We start from the raw sequence: 19,655 nt of genomic DNA, 5'->3' as shown, positions 1-19,655 counted from the left end.
TCCTGTTACTTCATAGAGCTATTAATCCATAAACTGGCTACTATGAAACTAAAACTACTTTTCGCTTTGTTTTTTTATGCGCATGTAACTCTTGCGCAAATTGCAGCTCCTCCCGTTCCAGAAACTTGGGAGAATGATTTGTGGTTTTCTAACCAATGGATGCATTTTTCTACCGTAAATTATATGTTTAATGTAGATTGCCTTCCAGATCTAGCTATCTCACAAGTTTTAGATTTTAGCAGTAGTACGTTTGTTAATAGTTCTAGATTAACCATAAGTTATAACGGAAACAATCAAGTTAGTGAATCTATAAATGAATTATGGAACAGTGATAATGCAGTCTGGGAAAACGATAGACGATCTACACAAGCTTATGATGGAAATAACCTAACAGAGATTATTCATTATCTCTGGATAGACAATAATTGGCAATTGGATTATAGAATTGTTAATAGTTATGATGGTAATAATCTGCCGCAGGAAAGCCTAATAGAAAATAGAGATTTAAATACAGCGACTTGGATTCGTGTTAGCAAACAAGAATTTACCTATAATGCAATTCCGCTTTTAGAAATTGTTCTAGCTAGTTTGTGGGATGCTGTAAACGACGTTTGGGTTAATGATGGCAGATCGACCTTTGTGTATGATGCGAATAATTTATTAAACACAAAAACTTTTGAAGATTGGGAAAACAATACTTGGGTTAATGATAATCAAGAAGCATACACGTTTGATAACAATGATTTTTTAATAGAAGCTCTGGTTTCGGAGTGGAATACAAGTACCATGGTTTATGACCTAGACAGAAGAGAAACCTACACCAATAATGCACAAGGATATTATACCGAACTTCTTAGAGAAAATTATTTATTGGGGACTTGGGTTAATAGTACAAGAGATCGAAGAGTTTATCCAATATGCTATACGTTGGGTATTGAAAATGTGTTAGCTGAAGATTTTTCGGTATATCCAATTCCTGCTCAAAATGTTCTACATATTAAAAGTAACACGCAACATAGTGAAGCTATAATTATGGATTTAAACGGAAGAATTGTACAGCAAGAAAAACTTACAAATACATTACAAACCATAGATATATCGCAATTAAATTCTGGAGTGTATATTTTAAAACTCTCTAATGGTAATCAGGTGATTACTAAAAAAATTATTAAGAAATAAATCCGCTAATTCGTCAAAAAATAGCTTCCAATAAAATTAGATATTATGAAAAATATACCAAAGACAAAACATATCCTTCTAATAATCGTACTCGCTGTTTTTCTAATTCCGGGCTATGGATTTTCGCAAGAAAAACGTATCAAACCACCAAAAAGAGAATCTAAGATTTCTAGTGTAGATCATTTTGTAGATAAGACGTTTAATCTATATCACAAAGTATTTGTTTATGACAGTTTAACGCAGGCAGGAGTAGAGATTCCAACAGAGATTGAAGACGAATTAATGGAGCATGCAGAAAAAGATATCGATAGTCTTTGGGATATTTTTCCTGAAGTTTTTGATGATATGGCTAACGGAAACGCGAACCTGATGAAAAAAGGAAAAGCAACAGCAAACTTAAACAAGTCTAAAAAAGTATTACGATACTGCGTTTTAATGGTCAAAACCTATTTTGTAGGTACAGAAGAGGAAGAATAAATAATTCTAAATACAACCGTACCATGAAACAGATACATCTCTTTTTATTCTTCTTGTTAAGTGTACACTTTGCGAATAGCCAAAACTATAAAAGTGCCTTTAGAACAGATATTTGTTCCTGTATAGAAGAAGAAAGTTTAAAACGAAACCTGACGCCAAATGCATATAAAAAGTGTTATACCGAAATCCTACCTAAATATGCAAACCAGATAGATGCTGCAATTGTAGAGGAGGATCTGAATAAAAAATATTATTTAGGACAAGTAGCCAGAAAAGACTTGGTGCTTGCGTTTCAATATGAATTAATCTACAGTTGTGATATCTATTTTGAGTATTTGAATAGAACCCGAACTAGTGAAATATTAATAGCAAGAGAACGAGCAAAAGAAAGCGATTTAGAATCTAAAAACCAAATGGTAGCAATGTCTCCAAATGCGTATGCCTATTTTCATCGTGCGCAATTACACTTTGATTTGGGGAATTTAAAAGAAGCTGAAGCCGATATTCATAAAAGTTTTGATGTCAATCCTAATGCTTCTAATATACAATCTACAAGACATGAATTGCTATTATTAGCTGGTGTTTATGAAGAGCAAAAACAATATACCAAAGCGATTGCACTTTATGATAAAATATATATGGGAGATTATGATTCGCAAGTAGCAACCTTAAGAGCGCTTGTAGATAAAAAAGCAGGAGGAAGCATGTCTAGCATACCAAAAGCAGCTACAGATGTTGTTTCTTCAAAATCTAACGCATCGGAAAGAAGAAGATCCACCTCGAAAAATTCAAGAAGTAAACGCGCAGAACGAAAACCTGCCATAAAGAACGAGAAACCCCAAACAAAACAAAAAAGGGATTCGGCTTCCTTAAAAAAATTATTTAAATTAGGTAATTGATTAAAAAAGCATCTTTTTTAAAGGCGGTTTTTTTATAGAAACATATTACCTTTGGTTTATGAATCATTTCATAGACGTCATTCTTCCCGTTCCTCTAGAAAAACTATTTACCTATAGTATTACAGAGGCAGAAGCATCTTTTCTACAAGTAGGAATGCGTGTGGCTGTTCCTTTTGGTAAAACAAAAATGTATACCGCGCTTGTGCATAGTATTCATAACAACAAACCGTTGGTGTATGAAGCTAAAGAGATTCATCAAATTCTAGACGAAACACCTGTAATTACGCTGCAGCAACTTACTTTTTGGCAATGGATTTCTAAATACTACATGTGTACTTTAGGAGATGTCATGCGAGCAGCGTTACCAAGTGCATTTCTATTAGAAAGTGAAACGATTATTAGTAAGAATAACGATAAGATTATTGCAGACGAAGACTTAAAAGATGATGAATTCTTGGTTTACGAAGCATTACAGCATCAGTCGTCCTTAAAGATACAAGACCTAATATCTATTTTAGATAAAAAGAATGTACTTCCAGTAATTAAAAGGCTTTTAGAGAAAGAAGCGATTCATTTACAAGAAGAGATTTACGAAAAATACAAACCAAAATATGTACGATATGTAAAGTTACATACTGCATATACTTCGGAAGCTGCGCTTCAAGATATATTGGAAGAATTAAATAGAGCGCCAAAGCAAAAACAAGTGATCATGACTTTGTTTATGTTATCGTCAAAAACAAAGAAACCGATAAAGGTTGCCGAATTAACCGAAGCAAGTGGTGCTTCTTCGGCAATTATAAAAACATTAGTAGATAAAGGTATTCTAGAAGAATATCACATTCAAACCGATAGAATTAATTATTCTGGAGATGAAAATGAAGCTTCCAAAGAACTAAATGAACATCAAATTGTAGCTTTAGAAGAAGTGAAAACGGCTTTTGAAAAGCATAGTGTTACCTTATTACATGGAGTAACTTCTTCTGGTAAAACAGAAATATATGTCAAGCTCATTGAAGAAGCTTTAGCTAAAGGAGAGCAGGTATTGTATTTGCTTCCGGAGATTGCACTAACTACGCAATTAGTTTCTAGGCTTCAGAATTACTTTGGCGAACAAGTAGCTGTGTTTCATTCTAAATATTCGATTCATGAACGCGTAGAAGTTTATCAAAATTTACTGAACAATTCCGCGAAAGCGCGAATCATATTAGGAGCACGTTCTTCTATATTTTTACCATTCAGCAATCTTGGGCTAATTATAGTAGACGAAGAGCACGAGCAATCTTTTAAACAGTTTGATCCTGCGCCACGATATCACGCAAGAGATGCAGCGGTTGTTTTAGCAAATATTTTTAAAGCAAAAACCTTATTAGGTTCTGCAACACCAAGTTTAGAAAGTTCTTTTAATGCCCAACAAAATAAGTATGGTTTTGTAGAATTAACTACGCGATATAACAATGTCTTGATGCCAGAAATTGAATTGGTAGATATTAAAGACAAGTATAAGCGTAAAAAAATGAAAGGTCATTTTAGTGATCGGTTAATTGAAGAAATGACCGAAACATTAAATGACGGACAACAAATTATACTGTTTCAAAACCGAAGAGGCTATTCGCCAATTGTAGAATGTAATACTTGTGGTAATGCGCCACAATGTCCTAATTGTGATGTGAGTTTAACCTATCATCAATATAGAAATCAGTTACGTTGTCATTATTGTGGTTATAATGCTGCGATGCTACAAAAATGTATGGCTTGTGGTAGTCCGTCTTTAGATAGTAAAGGTTTTGGTACCGAACAGATAGAGGTAGAGGTGAAGGAGTTGTTTCCAGATTATAAAGTGGGTAGAATGGACTTAGATACTACGCGTGGTAAATATGGTTACGAAAAAATTATTACTTCTTTTGAACAACAGGAAGTCGATATTTTAGTTGGTACACAAATGCTAACCAAAGGATTGGATTTTAGAAACGTGCGACTTGTTGGGATTATGAATGCAGATAATATGCTGAATTTTCCAGATTTTAGAGCGCATGAACGTAGTTTTCAATTGATGCTTCAGGTTTCTGGTAGAGCAGGGCGTACCGAAAAAAGAGGAAAGGTATTAATACAAACGTATAATCCGTATCATAAGATTTTGCAACAAGTATCGACCAATGATTATGCAGGTATGTACAAAGAGCAAATGGATGAAAGGTATAATTTTAAATATCCGCCAATTTACAGACAAATAAAGATCGTCTTAAAGCATAAAGATTATAATCGCGTAAATATGGCTGCAGATTGGTATGCCAAATCTTTACGACAAGTATTTGGAGATTTTGTTCTCGGACCAGAATTTCCTCCGGTTTCTAGAATACGAAATCAATTTCATAAAAACATTTTGGTTAAGATACCAAGCAAGCAATCTTTAGCAAAAACCAAAGAAGCTATATTAAGAATCGATACTAGTTTTAATGCGGTAAAAGATTTTAGATCGGTTCGTGTTATCTTAAATGTTGATAATTACTAAAATAAACCATTTTTCTAAGGATTACGATTTGTCAGTTCGAGTGAATTTTATGCTTTTTGAAGCATGAAATTAGTATCGAGAACATTTTTAGTATGCAGAAGTATAAGAAGTTTCTTTCCTGAAATAAATTCTCGATTTTATTTTTAGATAAAACCACTGTAATAGACACTGTTTAATTAGAGGTGAAAAAAACACAAGAATTACAAACAAAAAAAAGTCCAACAAAAGTTGGACTAGTTAGTTGCTATTAATCGATTTTGGGGCTAATTATTATTTAAAGCTTCTACAAGTTGGGTTTTCTTGTTTCTACTTAATGGAATTTCATAAGCGCCAACTTCTACATTTTTACTATTAAATCTATCTACCTTATCTAGGTTTACGATATATGATTTATGAATTCTTAAAAACTTACCTTCTGGTAATTCATGTTCAAAAGCTTTCATAGTAGAAAGTACAACCAGACTAGTTTCTTCAGTTACTAATTTTACGTAGTCACCAAGAGCTTCAATCCATTTAATGTCTTTAATATATACTTTACGTTTTTTAAGGTTACTTTTCACAAAAATGTGTTCTCCTTCTGCTTCGTTAAAGTCTAATTTTAATTTATGTTGCTCTAGGGCTTTATCTACAGCGGTACTAAATCTTTCTTTTGTGATTGGTTTTTGCAAATAATCTGTTGCATCATAATTAAATGCTTTAAAAGCATACTCTGTTTTACCAGTCACAAAAATAATCTGTGGTTTATTATTTAATACATCCAATAATTCAAATCCATTTAATACAGGCATTTCTATATCTAAGAAAATTAAATCTACTTTGTGTGTATTTAATCCATTTTTAGTTTCAAGAGCACTGCTATATTCTGCTATTAAATTAAGAGAAGAGTGATTTTCTATTAACTTTACAATAGACAGACGTTGTATTGCTGAATCATCAACTACTACACAGTTTAAAGTCATAACATTTATATTTATTCGGTTAAGATATCGACAATAGTACGAATTATTCGGATAAAAACCAAAAAACACCGACTAAATGATTGTTTTAACAAAATATTAACAAATTAAAATGTTTTAAAATTACTTGTAATTTGTTTAAAAATTTGTTGTTCTATTTAAATAAAAGGCTTACTTTTGCACCCAATTTTAACAAATAAATTAGATTTTTATGAATCATTATGAAACTGTTTTCATCTTAAATCCCGTTTTATCTGATACACAGATAAAGGAGACAGTAAAGAAATACGAAGATTTTCTTGTTTCTAAAGGAGCAAAGATGGTATCCAAAGAAGATTGGGGCTTAAAGAAATTAGCTTACCCAATTCAAAACAAAAAAAGTGGATTTTACCACTTATTCGAGTACACTGTAGATGGTGACGTTATTAACCCTTTAGAAGTAGAGTTTAGACGTGATGAGCGTTTTATGCGTTACTTAACTGTATCTTTAGACAAGCACGCGATTTCGTGGGCAGAAAGAAGAAGAGTTAAACTAAAACAAAAAGCATAATTATGGCAAGTACTATAGAACAACAATCTAAAGGAAAAAAAGACGGAGAAATTAGATATTTAACTCCTCTTAATATAGAAACGAACAAGAATAAAAAGTACTGTCGTTTTCAAAAATCTGGAATCAAATATGTTGATTACAAAAATCCAGACTGGTTATTAGGTTTTGTAAACGAGCAAGGTAAAATTTTACCAAGACGTTTAACAGGAACTTCATTAAAATACCAAAGAAAAGTGTCTGTTGCAGTAAAAAGAGCACGTCACTTAGCATTAATGCCTTATGTGGCAGATTTATTAAAATAAAATACTCATAACAATGGAACTTATATTAAAACAAGACGTTGAGAATTTAGGATTTAAAGACGATATTGTAACAGTTAAGAACGGTTATGGTAGAAACTTTTTAATCCCTACAGGAAATGCTGTTATAGCTACTTCTTCTGCAAAGAAAGTATTAGCAGAAAACGTAAAGCAAAGAGCATTTAAAGAAAAGAAAGTTATTGATGATGCTAACAAAGTTGCAGATGCACTTAAAGCATTAGAAATTAAAATAGCTGCTAAAGTTGGTGCTGGAGACAAATTATTTGGATCTATTAACAACATTAACGTAGCAGAAGCTTTAGCTAAAGAAGGTCAAGCAATTGATAAAAAATTCATTACTGTTACTACAGTAAAACGTTTAGGTAAGTATGATGCTACTATACGTTTACACAGAGAGGTAAGTATTGATTTATCTTTTGAAGTAATTGCTCAAGCTTAAAAAATTATAAATCTTGTTAACAAAACGTTAATAAATTATAACTAATTATAAAACCACTCTATCTAGAGTGGTTTTTTTTTGTGGTATTTTTAGTTGATATTATATAAGCATATTAATTAATCAAAACCAATATCACAATGAAAAAACTAAGTTTAACAATTACTTTATTGTTATTTACAGTATGGAGTTTTGCTCAAGTTACTACATCTAACATTAAAGGTCTTCTTTTAGAAGATACAGGCCAAACATTATTTGGCGCAAATGTTATTGCTGTACATCAACCAACTGGTACAAAGTACGGAGCGATAACAAATTTAGATGGTCGTTATAATTTACTAAACCTTCGAGTAGGTGGACCGTATCAAGTAACCATAACCTATGTAGGTTTTAAAGATCAAGTATTTAATGATGTTTACTTAACCTTAGGTAAAACAACGAATATTGATGCCGTAATGGCTACAGATACCGAATCTTTAGATGAGGTTGTTATTACTACATCCACGTCAGGAACTTTTAGTAGTGATAGAACGGGCGCAGAAACTAGTGTTGGAAGACGTGAATTAACTTCGCTACCAACCATTTCAAGATCTGCAGCCGATTTCACAAGATTAGAGCCTTCTGCTTCTGGTAATTCTTTTGGTGGTAGAAATGACCAATTCAATAATTTCACTTTAGATGGAGCCGTTTTTAATAATCCATTCGGATTAGATGCTGCAACGCCTGGCGGACAAACAGATTCGCAACCAATATCTTTAGATGCTATCGATCAAATTCAGGTGTCATTAGCACCTTATGACGTTACTTTATCCGGATTTACCGGTGCTGCAGTGAATGCAGTAACTAAAAGTGGAACGAATGAGTTTCATGGAACGGTTTACGGTTTTACTAGAAATGAAGACATGACTGGTGGGAAAATTAAAGGAGAAGATGTTATTCAAGCAGATTTAGAACAACAACAATACGGTATAAGTATTGGTGGACCAATTGTTAAAAACAAATTATTCTTCTTCGCTAATTTTGAAAAAGATGAACGTTCCGATTTAGGTACTGCTGGTTATGCGCCTAATACAGGAAGTGGCGCTATTAATGAAACACGTGTTTTAGAGTCGGATTTATTAATCGTTCAAAATGCCTTATTAGATATCGGATATAATCCAGGGAAATATCAAGGTTTTAATTACAATTCGAACTCTACAAAAGGTATTGTAAAATTCGATTGGAATATTAATGATAATAACCGTTTAGCAGTTATTTATAATTTCTTAAACGCATCTAAAGAAAAACCTGCACATCCATCTGCATTAGGCTTTAGAGGTCCGAGTACAAATACATTACAATTTGAAAATGCAGGATATGAAATTAATAATAATATTAAATCGGTACAGGTAGAATTAAACTCTACGTTACCAAACGATATGACTAATAAATTACAATTTGGTTATACGCATTTTGATGATTTTAGAAATCCGCTTTCCACACCAGCACCAACGGTAACGATTACTAAAGATGGTTCTAATTACATTATTGCTGGACATGAACCTTTTTCTATCCACAATAAACTAGACCAAAAAGTATTACAGTTTTCTAATAATTTAAATATTGTAAGAGGAGATCATACGTATACGGTTGGTTTTTCTTTTGAAAAATTTGAGTTTGATAATTCCTTTAACTTAGGTGCTTATGGCGCACAAGGGGTTTTCTTTCCAACGACAACCATGGATGACTTTCAAAACTTTGCAGATTCCGGGCAATTACAAGCGTTATTCAACCAAGCAAACAATGCACATAACGGTTTAGAATCCAACGGTGACGGTGTTGCTGGTGGATGGGCTTTAGCCGAAACGAATGTTGGTCAAGCAGCATTTTATCTACAAGACGAATGGAACGTAACCGATAACTTTAAACTAACCTATGGGGTACGATTTGATAAACCATTATTCTTCGACTCTGCAACCAAAGCACAAGAAGTAATTGATAGAGCGTGTTGTTATGCACCAGACATTCCATATTTAAATCCGAATACTGGAGAAACCGTATTTTTAGATAACACTAAAATGCCAACCAATAAAGTATTAATCTCTCCAAGAGTAGGATTTAATTATGATGTTAAAGGCGATAATAGTTTTCAAGTACGTGGTGGTACAGGAGTATTTACAGGTAGATTACCATTTGTTTGGTTAGGGAACCAAATTGCAAATCCAGAAGTATTCTTTTATCAAGTAGTAGATCCAGAATTTAAATTCCCACAAGTATGGAGAACAAATATTGGAACCGATTACAGATTCGAAAATGGTATTGTAGCAACAGGAGATATTTCTTTTACCAAAGATATTCATGGAGCACACGTGCAAAACTGGGGACTTCGTGATCCTTCCGGAAATTTAAATGCACCAGGAGATACCAGACCTATCTATACTTCTAGTGATGTTATTAATAATGCGTACGTGTTTACAAATTCAGACAAAGGACGTATCTGGAATTTTACAGCCAAAGGACAAAAAACATTCGATAATGGTTTATACACTAGTGTAGCGTATAACTATTTAAATGCGAAAGATGTAAACTCTATTGAAGCAGAAATTACTGGGGATGCTTTTGCTTTTAATCCTGTAGTTGGTAATGCTAATGATGACGTATTATCCTATTCTAAATATGGAGATACACATCGTTTTATTGGTGTTGCTAGTAAAAAGTTCACCTACGGAAAAGATAAATGGTCCACTACAATTTCTACATTCTTTGAGTATGCGCAAGGCGGACGATTTAACTACACCTATGGTGGTGATTTAAACGGAGACGGATCGAATCTAAATGATTTACTATATGTACCAACAAGTTCCGAATTACAACAAATGCAATTTTCAGGTGCCGGACAAGCAGAAGCTTATGAAGCTTTCATTCAGCAAGATGATTATTTAAGTGATCGTCGTGGAGATTACGTAGAGCGTTACGGCGCTTTAGCTCCTTGGAGAGGACGTTGGGATCTTAAAATATTACAAGATTATAAATTTAAAGTAGCTGGAGACAAAACCAATAGCATACAATTAAGTGTCGATGTATTAAACGTAGGAAACTTAATTAGTAGTGATTGGGGACTTGTACAACAACCAACATCTGTGCAACCAATAGGTGTAGATGTTGACGCTTCAGGTGTACCAACTTATACTTTTACTGGCGTGCAAGAAACTTTTTCTTATGACAGTAGTTTATTATCTAGATGGCAAGCACAATTCGGAGTTAGATACATTTTCTAGTCCGTACGTCACATATATTTTTTAAATTTGCGCTCCTTTTAAGGGGCGCATTTTTTTTAACGCAATTATTTAAAAATATTTTTAATGACATTTATTTATAAACGCTTTCGCGGAAATCAATCTATAAAGCATTTATGTTTCGCATTCCTTTTTATAGCTCTTGTGTCTTGCAAGAACCAAAATACTAATGTTTCTAGTCCAACGGAAGCAGAAAAGGAAACGACTAATAAATCCACATTAATAGAAGCTTTTAAATACCAACCCAATGCAGATCCAATAATTAGTGTGCATCGCGGTGGAAAAAGTATTGCATTCTATCCTGAAAACGCTATAGAAACCATAGCACATGTGTACCAAAGTATTCCCACTGCTATTTTTGAAATAGATGTTGCAAAAACCAAAGACAACCAATTGGTATTATTACATGATAATACGCTAGATAGAACTTCGACAGGAACCGGAAAGTTAACCGACTATAGCTATTCCGAATTAGAAGCTTTTTATTTAGAAGACGATTTTGGAAATGTAACGACTTTTAAAATCCCATTATTTAAAGACGTTTTACAATGGGCAAAAAAGAATAATGTAGTATTAACGGTAGATATCAAACGTAGTGTTTCCGTAGAAACGGTTATAGACGCTATTAGAGATGAAAAGGCAGAAGATGTTTGTCTTATTATCACTTATGATATGGAACAAGCAGAAAAGGCTTACAAAGCTGCTCCTGATTTGTTATTATCTGTTTCCGCTAGAAATGAAAAAGAATTAGATTGGTTATTGCATTCTAGTATTCCAACCGAAAACATGTTAGCATTTACAGGAACACGTTTATCCTCAGAGGCATTTTATAAAAAAGTACAATCCTATGGCATAAAAACCATTTTGGGTACTTTAGGAAACTTAGATAAGCAAGCAGCATCCAAAAAAGATGCACCGTATAAAGTATGGCAAGAAATGGGCGTAGATGTTTTTGCAACCGATAGACCCTTTGCTGCAGCCAAAGCATTAGGAGTAAATAAATAATAATATAGTTATCCTGCTAGGTTTTTAAAACCTTGTAGGTATTTTAAATAATAATAAATATTCTCTTTTTAAGGGAATGATAATTAGACTTCCGTTTTCACGGAAGCAAAAAATAATTTTTTTGATGAAGTATTCTAGACTTACGAAAGAGCAATTTGAAGAATTGCACCCAGAATTTATTAATTTTTTAGCAACACAAACCATAACTGCTGCAGAATGGGATGAAATTAAAACCAGCAAGCCAGAAGTTGCAGAGCAAGAATTAGATGTGTTTAGTGATTTGGTTTGGGAAGGTGTTTTAAACAATGCACAATTTATTGAGCATATTTCGCCAGAGCAAATGCATTTGTTTTCTTTAGGTGACGATAAGATGCATGTTATTGCAGTACAAATTAAAAACGGAATAGATATTACTACTAAAGATGGTTTTGACTGGTTACGAGAAAATTTGATGGATGAAAACGTAGAGTTTTTACAAGCTAAAAAAGAATATTCCGAAGATAAGAATAAAGACAAGTTTACACTTATTCAACAAGGTGGCGTAATCACCAAAGGAGAGTTATATACCTATTTAAATAAGTTGATTAATTAGGATTGGTGGCTAATAGTTGTTTGATTCTTAATTAAATGTATTGTTGGGAGTAAAATACTTCCGTTTTTTACTCCCAACGGTTTTTTATAAAAAGAGTTGCGTTTTTCTCAGCGAGGAATTTCCGAAGGAAAATCAGAAGTAGGTAAAAATGCAACAACCTTTGTTTAAGTACTAATGTAGCAGTTTCTTTTATGTGTAGTTGGCTACAGTTTTATTCCGATTTTGTTTTTTTTCTTTTCTGCTCTTCGTTTTCGTTTCTCTTCTTTCTTCTTTATTTTAATAAGTTTATTATGAGCTTCTATCGTTTTTCTATCAAGTAAGCCATTAATTTCAACATCATAATCAAGACGGATTAATTTCTTTTGATAAGCAATCATTTTCAGCTTCCTTTGTTCCTTTTTTATCAGTTGCTCCTTCGTTCTAGATGTTTTTTTTCCTTGAACCTTAGAACAATCAACTTCTTTCCATTCAAACTTTACATTATAGTCAAAAGAGTTTGCATAACATTTTCCAACTTTAGGATTTTTAGGTAACCCTAAGTTTTGAGCTTGCAATTGAGATGTAGTAATTAGTAATGTAATTAAAAACAGTACAGTTGTATTTTTCATTTGTTTAAATTCTTTTCTGATATTAATACCAACAACAGATAAAATCCATGGAAATGAGATCTTATACGTGAAGGTTTAGTTATAGTTTTTAATGTTTAAAAGTTAACGGAATACGAAATCTCGTTTTTACTCTTTTTCCATTTATTGTTGCAGGAATCCATTTTGGCATTTTTTTTAACTGTTTAATTGCTTTTTTTTCAAAATTTAAACTCTTTTTGTTTATAGGGACAAAGTCTGTTAAATTACCATTTTCATCTACCACAAATTCAATCTTTATTTTTTTATCCATTCCAATATATTTTGAAAATTTTGGGTAGTTTATCCTGCTAGCTAAATCTTTGTAGAAACGTTTTAGACCAGTTTTAGGATATGATTTTGTGTCCGTTATGTAATAAATGGTATCTTTCTTTAATTCCCTAACAATGTAACCCTCAGTTTCTATGGAGTCTTTAAAAATCCGAACTTGTTTTTCGTTATTTTTGACATAATTTCGCTCAAATTTACCTGTTCCGTTTATTAAATATGATTTATCCTTATTCCATAACTGAATGAATTTTGTTTTGTCTTCTATGTATAATAGTTCAGAAGTTGTTTTTCCATCTTTATTCAAATATTTAACGATACCTTTTCTATTTGTTAATTTTAAATCAGGGCTTTTATCATATTGCCTATTTGAATTATACCAAATGAATTCGTCAAGATTTTTTAAGTCCTTAAATCCATAAAATTCGGCAGTTCTGTATAAGCGATTGTTTTTAAAGTCCTTAATTTCAATTAGACTGTCTTTTACGATGTACTCTCGCTTGTTTTTACTTTTATTGTCATCAGTTCTATAGTGAAAACTTCTGTCAAATAAAGCGGATTCTTGACCGTAAGTAAAGGTGGTTAACACTAAAAGGATAAATGTGTGTTTTATGTTCATTTTTTGTTCAAATTGCACCTAACTAGTTTCTATAAATGCAAAATACTATTTTTAGAACTAAAAGCGGTAACATCGATGAAAACATACATGGTTGTTCTCTAATACCTACTCAATACGTAAAGACTCCATAGGATCTAGTTTTGCAACATTTTATTTAATTCATAAGCAAAATAGGCTATCCAGCCAAAAATGAATCCGCTAGCTAACCTTTGGGTTAATCCTTTAAAATTAACTGGGTCTAATCCTACAAGCATAGACCAGAAATATATAAAAATGACAAAGCCTGAAAGCATGGTTATTTTAAAAAATAGTTTGCTTATGTTTTCATTTTTCAATTCGTAGCAAGCAATAAAAGGCAATATCATAAGCGTAAATCCAATACCATATAATCCATGCATTATGGTTCCCATTGGATATAAGCCATTAGAAATCATGGAAATTCCAAAAATTGCCAATAAGATACTTGTGGTATAGAATCTCTTAAAGTTAATTACAATTCCAATCGCTAATAAAATACAAGATAATCCAGTTAAAATTGCACCACTATTAATTATGGCCTTGGCTGTAGTAAAATCGGTAATTGTAATTTCGCTTGCGTGTTGCGAAATTAAATTATAATCCTCAATTAAAAAACCTGCAATAAATACAGGAACGAAAAACAGAATCGGAATTAGTGTCGCTTGCTTTATTAAATATCTCATTTGTTTTTATTGTCTATTTAGTTTGCAAAGAATTAGTAGTACGGTAAATCGGCTAGCTAATAGCGTTACACCTTGTTTTATATAGCTTACTCATAACGTAAAGATTCAATAGGATCTAGTTTTGCAGCTTTAAGTGCTGGCATTAAACCAGAAATTACGGCAACTAAAAACGAAATGGCAAAAGCACTAAACATAGCAAACCAAGGCGTTGTAAAATTAAAATCGGCAAGGGTTGCAACTAGTAGTCCAATTAAAACACCAAAGATAATTCCTAAGATACCTCCTAATTGTCCGATAATTAAGGCTTCCATAAAAAATTGAAAAGCAATCGTTTTCTTTTTGGCACCTAGCGCTTTACGAACTCCGATTTCTCGTGTTCTTTCGGTTACCGAAACAAAAAGAATATTCATAAGTGCAATCGAAGATCCTAGAATAGTAATGATACTAATAATCCAAGCGGCATATTCTAAATAGACGGTTATAGATCCAATTCTGTTAATTAAATCGTCACTACGTTCTAATCCGAAATTATTTTCTTCCACCGGACTTAAGCCACGAATGTTTCTAAAGGTAAGTATGGCTTGATCTTGTGCGCCTTCTAGCATTTCTTTATTTTCTACCATAACACTAATATCATAATTGATATTTGGTAAAGTAAAAATAGAACGTGCATTTTGTATTGGTATAATCACACGCAAATCTTGATTGTTTCCAAAAGTTGCACCTTTAGATTCTAGGGTTCCAATAACAATAAATTTAACACCTCTAACGCTAATGGTTTTACCAATAGGGTTTACATTTTCAAATAAAGCTTTATTTAAATCGCTACCAATAATACAAAGGTTACTATTGTTTTGCACATCAAAGAAATTGAGTTCTCTTCCTGCATCTAGTTTTAAACCGGAGTTTTGTATAAAGTTTTCATTAGCACCAATAATGGTAACTTCTGGGTCTGTTTTTTTGTTTTCAAATTTTACCTCAGCACCACGAGTACCTGTAAAAGAAACCGATGTTTTAGTACCAGGGAATTCATAATTCTCTTCAAAAGCTTTTACGTTTCTATAGCTAATTATTGGGTTGATTTTTTGTACTTCACCACGACCTCTACGTTGCGTAGTAAATTCATAGCGTTGTATGTTAAAGGTGTTCGATCCCATCGAAGAAAAATCACTAGAAATGGTATTCTCAAGAGCTGAAACAGCACTTAAAATACCAACCAAAGCGGTAATACCAATGGCAATAATTAATACCGTTAAAATGGTACGAAGTATTTGACTTTTAATAGAATCGAAAGCAATATGTATATTTTCTCTAACTAATCCAAACATGGGTTGTGGTGGTTGTTTTTTAATAAGACTACTAAAACAGGATAAAGTTACTACAAATACCAAATAAACTTCAAAATAAATCTGCTTTATATTAAAATTGGTTTGGTATAATTATGATGCTCTTTAAAAATTATGATATTTTTGTCAAGAAATATTGAATTAACCAAGTGTTGTTTTTTTTTTTCTTAAGAAAAAGAAATAGATACTTTAAATGAGATTCCCACTTTCGTGGGAAGTAAATATGGCACAAAAACCAAGCATTCCAAAAGGCACCAGAGATTTTAATCCAGAGCAAGTAGCAAAACGTAATTATATTTTTAATGTAATTAAAACGAATTTTGAACGATTCGGATTTCAACCTATTGAAACACCAAGTTTTGAAAATAGTGATACTTTAATGGGGAAGTATGGCGAAGAAGGCGATCGACTGATTTTTAAGATTTTGAATTCTGGGGATTATTTATCTAAGGTAGATGATGCACTTTATACAAGTAAAGATTCTACTAAAATAACGACTAAAATTTCTGAAAAAGCCCTTCGTTATGACCTTACTGTACCTTTTGCAAGATACGTGGTGCAGCACCAAAACGAGATAGAGTTTCCGTTTAAGCGTTACCAAATACAACCAGTTTGGCGTGCAGATAGACCTCAAAAAGGAAGGTTTAGAGAATTTTTTCAATGTGATGCAGATGTGGTTGGTTCTAAATCTTTATTTCAAGAAATAGAATTTATACAATTGTATGACGCTGTTTTTTCTGCTTTAAAGTTAGAAGGTGTAACGATTAAAATTAATAACCGAAAAATACTTTCTGGTATTGCCGAAGTTATTGGTGCTAGTGATAAACTTATCGATTTTACGGTTGCTTTAGATAAGCTAGATAAAATAGGAGAGGAGAAAGTAAAAGAAGAAATGCTAGGTAAAGGTATTGCGCAAAGCGGTATTGATAAATTACAGCCTTTGTTTACACTTTCAGGAGATTTTGAAAGTCAGATAGAAAGTTTAAAAGGAATTCTAAATACTTCCGAAGAAGGAATGAAAGGTATTGAAGAATTAGAGTTTATAAATAAAGGAATTACTGCTTTAGGTTTAACAACAGCCAAATTACAACTAGATGTTACTTTGGCGCGTGGTTTAAATTATTATACCGGAGCCATTTTTGAAGTATCTGCACCAGAAAACGTGAAAATGGGTTCTATTGGTGGCGGAGGACGTTATGATGATCTTACAGGGATTTTCGGACTTAAAGATGTGAGTGGTGTTGGTATTAGCTTCGGATTAGATAGAATTTATCTGGTTTTAGAAGAACTTGGATTGTTTCCGGAAACGGTGAGTAAATCTGTAGATATACTATTTATCAATTTTGGGGATGACGAAGCTTTATTCTGCTTAAAAGCAATAAAGGAATTAAGAAATCAAGGGCTTAATGCCGAATTATATCCGGATAAAATCACCAACGGAAAACACATGAAAAAGCAAATGAATCATGCTAATAAGCGTAGTATTCCTTTTGTGTGTTTGGTGGGTACCGAAGAAATGAATGCAAATACCTATACTTTAAAAAATATGGTTTCTGGAGATCAGGTAAAGGTTTCGTTAGAAGATTTAATAGCGTACATAAAGGCTGCTTCCTAATTCTAGAATTAAAAAATAGATAAAATAAAAAACCCGAAACATTGCTGTTTCGGGTTTTTTTATGGATTAATAAATACTTACATTATCTTATAGCTACTTTTTTAGTAATGCTTCCTAAATCTGTAGTTACCATTAAAATATAATTTCCAGCACTTAAGTGGTTGGTTTGGATTACGGTTTGATCTACTGCGTTTATATTATTAAACTCGTTTATTTGTTGACCAGAAATCGTATAGATTTTTACCGATTTAATATTTTGATTCCCTATGTTTTTAATAGAGATACTTTGGATGTTGTTATAGTAATTTAATTCCATTTCCGAATTATCTGTAACCTCATCGATACTTAATTCATGATCGTCTGTATTTTCAATATTACTAGCATTAGCAGATTCTATAACGCTGTTTGAAAATGACATCACAAAACGGTCTAGGTATTCCCCAGCTGGTAAATTTATAGAAAAGCTTAAAGTTTGTTTGATATTGTAATATGTATTTGTCTCTGTATCTAAGACACCAATTTGTAAATCTTCAGGAACATTTGTTAATCCTTCAATCGATATTGTGTTGATACCATCTGTACTTGTGTGTATTCCTAAAGGAAGTGTAGTATTCTCATCAATTGTATTTGTACCTTGAATTAAAAACTTTCTATCTTCAATCATCCAATACATATCATCTGCTAGGTTTTGATAGTTTCCAGAGTCGTAACCTAAATCAATTCCTGGTGTGGTATTGCTATCTACAGTTACTAATATTTGTCTGTGCATACTCTCTGAAGTAAATCCTAAACGAATTTTCATTCTATCGTCTCCGTCAGAATTATTTTGAGATATTGCATTAAAAGATAAGCAAAGAAGTAAAAAAGCTAGTAGTGATGTTTTAGTCGAATACGTTTCCATAAGTAGGGTTGTTATAGACTCATGGAGGGACTTGAGTGTTAATCTTGGGACAAATTTATAACGGAAAAAAGTGTTGGTAAAAAAAAAACTGTAACTAACTTAAAAATTCGATATACTGAAAAAAGGTGCATTTATATCAGTTTAACGACATACTATTTAGCGATAAGAAGCCTGAATTTTAATTTTTATTACAACTAGTATTGGCAAAATTGTTTAGAAAGGAATGGATAATAGGACGCTCTTAAATATGGTTTAATAAATAGCTGAATTATCGTACAGATACTTTTTTAGTCATACTTCCAGCATCAGAAGTCAGGATTAAAATATAATTACCACTTTTAAGGTTGTATGTTTTAATTAATGCTTGGTCTACAGCTTTTATATTTTTAAACTGCTTTATTAATTTACCAGTGATACTATAAACATAAACAGATTTTATGTTTTGTTCTCCTATATTTTTAATGGAAATACTTTTTATTTTATTAATATAATTAAGTTCCATTTTTACTTCTTCTGCAATAACTTCGTTTTCAAAATCTGTTTCTATATTTTCTCCTATAACTTGTTCATTTTCTTCTTCGTCACTAGGAGTGGTGTTCACAGCATCTTCATTTAAAAATTTTAATTCAAAACGATTTAAATATTCACCAGCATTTAAGTGTATGCTTAGAGAGGTTGTATTTTTAATATTGTAGTATGTATTTGTATGCTTATCTAAAATTCTTATTTCTAGATCTTCAGGAACATTTTTTAATTCCTCAATAGACATAATGATGTTACCGTTAGTGCTTGTGTGTAAACCAAGAGATAGAGTAGTGGTAGCATCAATTACATTTGTACCTTGAATTAAAAATTGTCTATTTTCAATCATCCAATACATATCATCTGCATTCGTTTCAAAATTTTCAGCATCATAACCAAAATCAACTCCTGGTGTGCTATTACTATCTACAGTTACTAATATTTGTCTGTGTAAGTTATTGGGAGAGGTAAAGCCTAATCGGATTTTCATTCTATCGTCTCCATCCGAATTATTCTGACAGAATGCATCATTAGATAAAAGAAGAAGTAAAAATAGTAGTAGAGATACTTTATTCGAATAGGTCTTCATGCAAAAGGTTGTTTTAACTCGTGAAAGGACTTGATTATTAGTCTTGTAACAAATCTATGACGTAATGAAGGGTTTAAAAAAAAATATGCTGTAACTAACTTAAAAACTCGATATACCGATTATAAGTGTCATTTTTCAGGATTAACCGTATGATTTTTAGCAATAAACCCCCTGAATTTTAATTTTATATACATAGGTATATGTAAAATGGTTTAGAAAGGGATGGGGTTTTACTCTTATTATTCTTATT

18 protein-coding genes are annotated in these 19,655 nt (G+C 32.1%); 11 read left to right on the top strand and 7 right to left on the bottom strand.

The window, feature by feature from the left end; translation table 11 throughout:
- The first annotated feature begins 42 nt into the window (after positions 1–42).
- The 4 genes from AMD28_RS01010 to priA are packed head-to-tail and all read left to right on the top strand — an operon-like array spanning position 43 to position 5,067.
- Positions 43–1,179: a T9SS type A sorting domain-containing protein gene (locus AMD28_RS01010; protein ID WP_055442304.1), complete on the top strand. Its 1,137-nt coding sequence runs from the start codon at positions 43–45 to the stop codon at positions 1,177–1,179.
- 45 nt (positions 1,180–1,224) lie between these two features.
- Positions 1,225–1,656 carry a hypothetical protein gene (locus AMD28_RS01005; RefSeq protein ID WP_055442303.1) on the top strand — a complete coding sequence of 144 codons (432 nt, stop codon included), beginning with the start codon at positions 1,225–1,227 and terminating at the stop codon, positions 1,654–1,656.
- Positions 1,657–1,679: 23 nt separating this feature from the next.
- Complete coding sequence (locus AMD28_RS01000) at positions 1,680–2,555, top strand: tetratricopeptide repeat protein (protein ID WP_152975509.1); 876 nt, start codon at positions 1,680–1,682, stop codon at positions 2,553–2,555.
- A gap of 58 nt (positions 2,556–2,613) precedes the next feature.
- Positions 2,614–5,067 carry a replication restart helicase PriA gene (gene priA / locus AMD28_RS00995; protein WP_055442301.1) on the top strand — a complete coding sequence of 818 codons (2,454 nt, stop codon included), beginning with the start codon at positions 2,614–2,616 and terminating at the stop codon, positions 5,065–5,067.
- 263 nt (positions 5,068–5,330) lie between these two features.
- Here the strand turns inward: priA and AMD28_RS00990 are convergent, their stop codons facing one another.
- Positions 5,331–6,026 (bottom strand): LytR/AlgR family response regulator transcription factor, encoded by a 696-nt coding sequence (locus tag AMD28_RS00990; RefSeq protein WP_055442300.1) that lies wholly within the window; start codon positions 6,024–6,026, stop codon positions 5,331–5,333.
- Positions 6,027–6,234: 208 nt separating this feature from the next.
- On the opposite strand from AMD28_RS00990, the gene rpsF reads away from it, so the two are divergent.
- The 6 genes from rpsF to AMD28_RS00960 all read left to right on the top strand — a co-directional run bounded on the left by rpsF (position 6,235) and on the right by AMD28_RS00960 (position 12,201).
- Positions 6,235–6,573 carry a 30S ribosomal protein S6 gene (rpsF, locus tag AMD28_RS00985; protein WP_055442299.1) on the top strand — a complete coding sequence of 113 codons (339 nt, stop codon included), beginning with the start codon at positions 6,235–6,237 and terminating at the stop codon, positions 6,571–6,573.
- Between the two features lie 2 nt (positions 6,574–6,575).
- Positions 6,576–6,875, top strand: coding sequence for a 30S ribosomal protein S18 (gene rpsR / locus AMD28_RS00980; RefSeq protein ID WP_055442298.1), 300 nt, complete (start codon positions 6,576–6,578; stop codon positions 6,873–6,875).
- A 13-nt stretch (positions 6,876–6,888) separates the two neighbouring features.
- A complete protein-coding gene (gene rplI, locus AMD28_RS00975; RefSeq protein WP_055442297.1) occupies positions 6,889–7,332 on the top strand; it encodes a 50S ribosomal protein L9 in 444 nt (147 codons plus the stop codon).
- Between the two features lie 137 nt (positions 7,333–7,469).
- A complete protein-coding gene (locus AMD28_RS00970) occupies positions 7,470–10,586 on the top strand; it encodes a TonB-dependent receptor (RefSeq protein WP_055442296.1) in 3,117 nt (1,038 codons plus the stop codon).
- 84 nt (positions 10,587–10,670) lie between these two features.
- Entirely contained in the window at positions 10,671–11,609 is a 939-nt protein-coding gene (locus tag AMD28_RS00965; RefSeq protein ID WP_162838494.1) for a glycerophosphodiester phosphodiesterase family protein, read from the top strand.
- Positions 11,610–11,733: 124 nt separating this feature from the next.
- Positions 11,734–12,201 carry a DUF6495 family protein gene (locus AMD28_RS00960; RefSeq protein ID WP_055442295.1) on the top strand — a complete coding sequence of 156 codons (468 nt, stop codon included), beginning with the start codon at positions 11,734–11,736 and terminating at the stop codon, positions 12,199–12,201.
- Between the two features lie 203 nt (positions 12,202–12,404).
- Here the strand turns inward: AMD28_RS00960 and AMD28_RS00955 are convergent, their stop codons facing one another.
- The 4 genes from AMD28_RS00955 to AMD28_RS00940 all read right to left on the bottom strand — a co-directional run bounded on the left by AMD28_RS00955 (position 12,405) and on the right by AMD28_RS00940 (position 15,760).
- Positions 12,405–12,809: a hypothetical protein gene (locus tag AMD28_RS00955; protein WP_055442294.1), complete on the bottom strand. Its 405-nt coding sequence runs from the start codon at positions 12,807–12,809 to the stop codon at positions 12,405–12,407.
- An 88-nt stretch (positions 12,810–12,897) separates the two neighbouring features.
- On the bottom strand, positions 12,898–13,731 hold the full coding sequence (locus AMD28_RS00950; RefSeq protein ID WP_152975508.1) for an energy transducer TonB: 834 nt from the start codon (positions 13,729–13,731) through the stop codon (positions 12,898–12,900).
- A 134-nt stretch (positions 13,732–13,865) separates the two neighbouring features.
- Positions 13,866–14,432, bottom strand: coding sequence for a DUF998 domain-containing protein (locus AMD28_RS00945; protein ID WP_055442292.1), 567 nt, complete (start codon positions 14,430–14,432; stop codon positions 13,866–13,868).
- An 86-nt stretch (positions 14,433–14,518) separates the two neighbouring features.
- Positions 14,519–15,760 carry an ABC transporter permease gene (locus AMD28_RS00940; RefSeq protein WP_055442291.1) on the bottom strand — a complete coding sequence of 414 codons (1,242 nt, stop codon included), beginning with the start codon at positions 15,758–15,760 and terminating at the stop codon, positions 14,519–14,521.
- A gap of 241 nt (positions 15,761–16,001) precedes the next feature.
- On the opposite strand from AMD28_RS00940, the gene hisS reads away from it, so the two are divergent.
- Positions 16,002–17,393, top strand: a complete 1,392-nt coding sequence (hisS, locus tag AMD28_RS00935; protein ID WP_055442501.1) for a histidine--tRNA ligase — start codon at positions 16,002–16,004, stop codon at positions 17,391–17,393.
- Positions 17,394–17,475: 82 nt separating this feature from the next.
- Here the strand turns inward: hisS and AMD28_RS00930 are convergent, their stop codons facing one another.
- Positions 17,476–18,294, bottom strand: coding sequence for a T9SS type A sorting domain-containing protein (locus AMD28_RS00930; protein ID WP_055442290.1), 819 nt, complete (start codon positions 18,292–18,294; stop codon positions 17,476–17,478).
- 268 nt (positions 18,295–18,562) lie between these two features.
- Positions 18,563–19,405 carry a T9SS type A sorting domain-containing protein gene (locus AMD28_RS00925; protein ID WP_055442289.1) on the bottom strand — a complete coding sequence of 281 codons (843 nt, stop codon included), beginning with the start codon at positions 19,403–19,405 and terminating at the stop codon, positions 18,563–18,565.
- Positions 19,406–19,655 lie beyond the last annotated feature (250 nt).

Source organism: Lacinutrix himadriensis (assembly GCF_001418105.1).
GTDB lineage: Bacteria > Bacteroidota > Bacteroidia > Flavobacteriales > Flavobacteriaceae > Oceanihabitans > Oceanihabitans himadriense.
This window is presented reverse-complemented; position numbering and strand designations above follow the sequence as displayed.

Coding starts and splice junctions, on each gene's coding strand:
- AMD28_RS01010 (WP_055442304.1), top strand. CDS start 43: ATGAAACTAAAACTACTTTTCGCTTTGTTTTTTTATGCGCATGTAACT.
- AMD28_RS01005 (WP_055442303.1), top strand. CDS start 1,225: ATGAAAAATATACCAAAGACAAAACATATCCTTCTAATAATCGTACTC.
- AMD28_RS01000 (WP_152975509.1), top strand. CDS start 1,680: ATGAAACAGATACATCTCTTTTTATTCTTCTTGTTAAGTGTACACTTT.
- priA (WP_055442301.1), top strand. CDS start 2,614: ATGAATCATTTCATAGACGTCATTCTTCCCGTTCCTCTAGAAAAACTA.
- AMD28_RS00990 (WP_055442300.1), bottom strand. CDS start 6,026: ATGACTTTAAACTGTGTAGTAGTTGATGATTCAGCAATACAACGTCTG.
- rpsF (WP_055442299.1), top strand. CDS start 6,235: ATGAATCATTATGAAACTGTTTTCATCTTAAATCCCGTTTTATCTGAT.
- rpsR (WP_055442298.1), top strand. CDS start 6,576: ATGGCAAGTACTATAGAACAACAATCTAAAGGAAAAAAAGACGGAGAA.
- rplI (WP_055442297.1), top strand. CDS start 6,889: ATGGAACTTATATTAAAACAAGACGTTGAGAATTTAGGATTTAAAGAC.
- AMD28_RS00970 (WP_055442296.1), top strand. CDS start 7,470: ATGAAAAAACTAAGTTTAACAATTACTTTATTGTTATTTACAGTATGG.
- AMD28_RS00965 (WP_162838494.1), top strand. CDS start 10,671: ATGACATTTATTTATAAACGCTTTCGCGGAAATCAATCTATAAAGCAT.
- AMD28_RS00960 (WP_055442295.1), top strand. CDS start 11,734: ATGAAGTATTCTAGACTTACGAAAGAGCAATTTGAAGAATTGCACCCA.
- AMD28_RS00955 (WP_055442294.1), bottom strand. CDS start 12,809: ATGAAAAATACAACTGTACTGTTTTTAATTACATTACTAATTACTACA.
- AMD28_RS00950 (WP_152975508.1), bottom strand. CDS start 13,731: ATGAACATAAAACACACATTTATCCTTTTAGTGTTAACCACCTTTACT.
- AMD28_RS00945 (WP_055442292.1), bottom strand. CDS start 14,432: ATGAGATATTTAATAAAGCAAGCGACACTAATTCCGATTCTGTTTTTC.
- AMD28_RS00940 (WP_055442291.1), bottom strand. CDS start 15,760: ATGTTTGGATTAGTTAGAGAAAATATACATATTGCTTTCGATTCTATT.
- hisS (WP_055442501.1), top strand. CDS start 16,002: ATGGCACAAAAACCAAGCATTCCAAAAGGCACCAGAGATTTTAATCCA.
- AMD28_RS00930 (WP_055442290.1), bottom strand. CDS start 18,294: ATGGAAACGTATTCGACTAAAACATCACTACTAGCTTTTTTACTTCTT.
- AMD28_RS00925 (WP_055442289.1), bottom strand. CDS start 19,405: ATGAAGACCTATTCGAATAAAGTATCTCTACTACTATTTTTACTTCTT.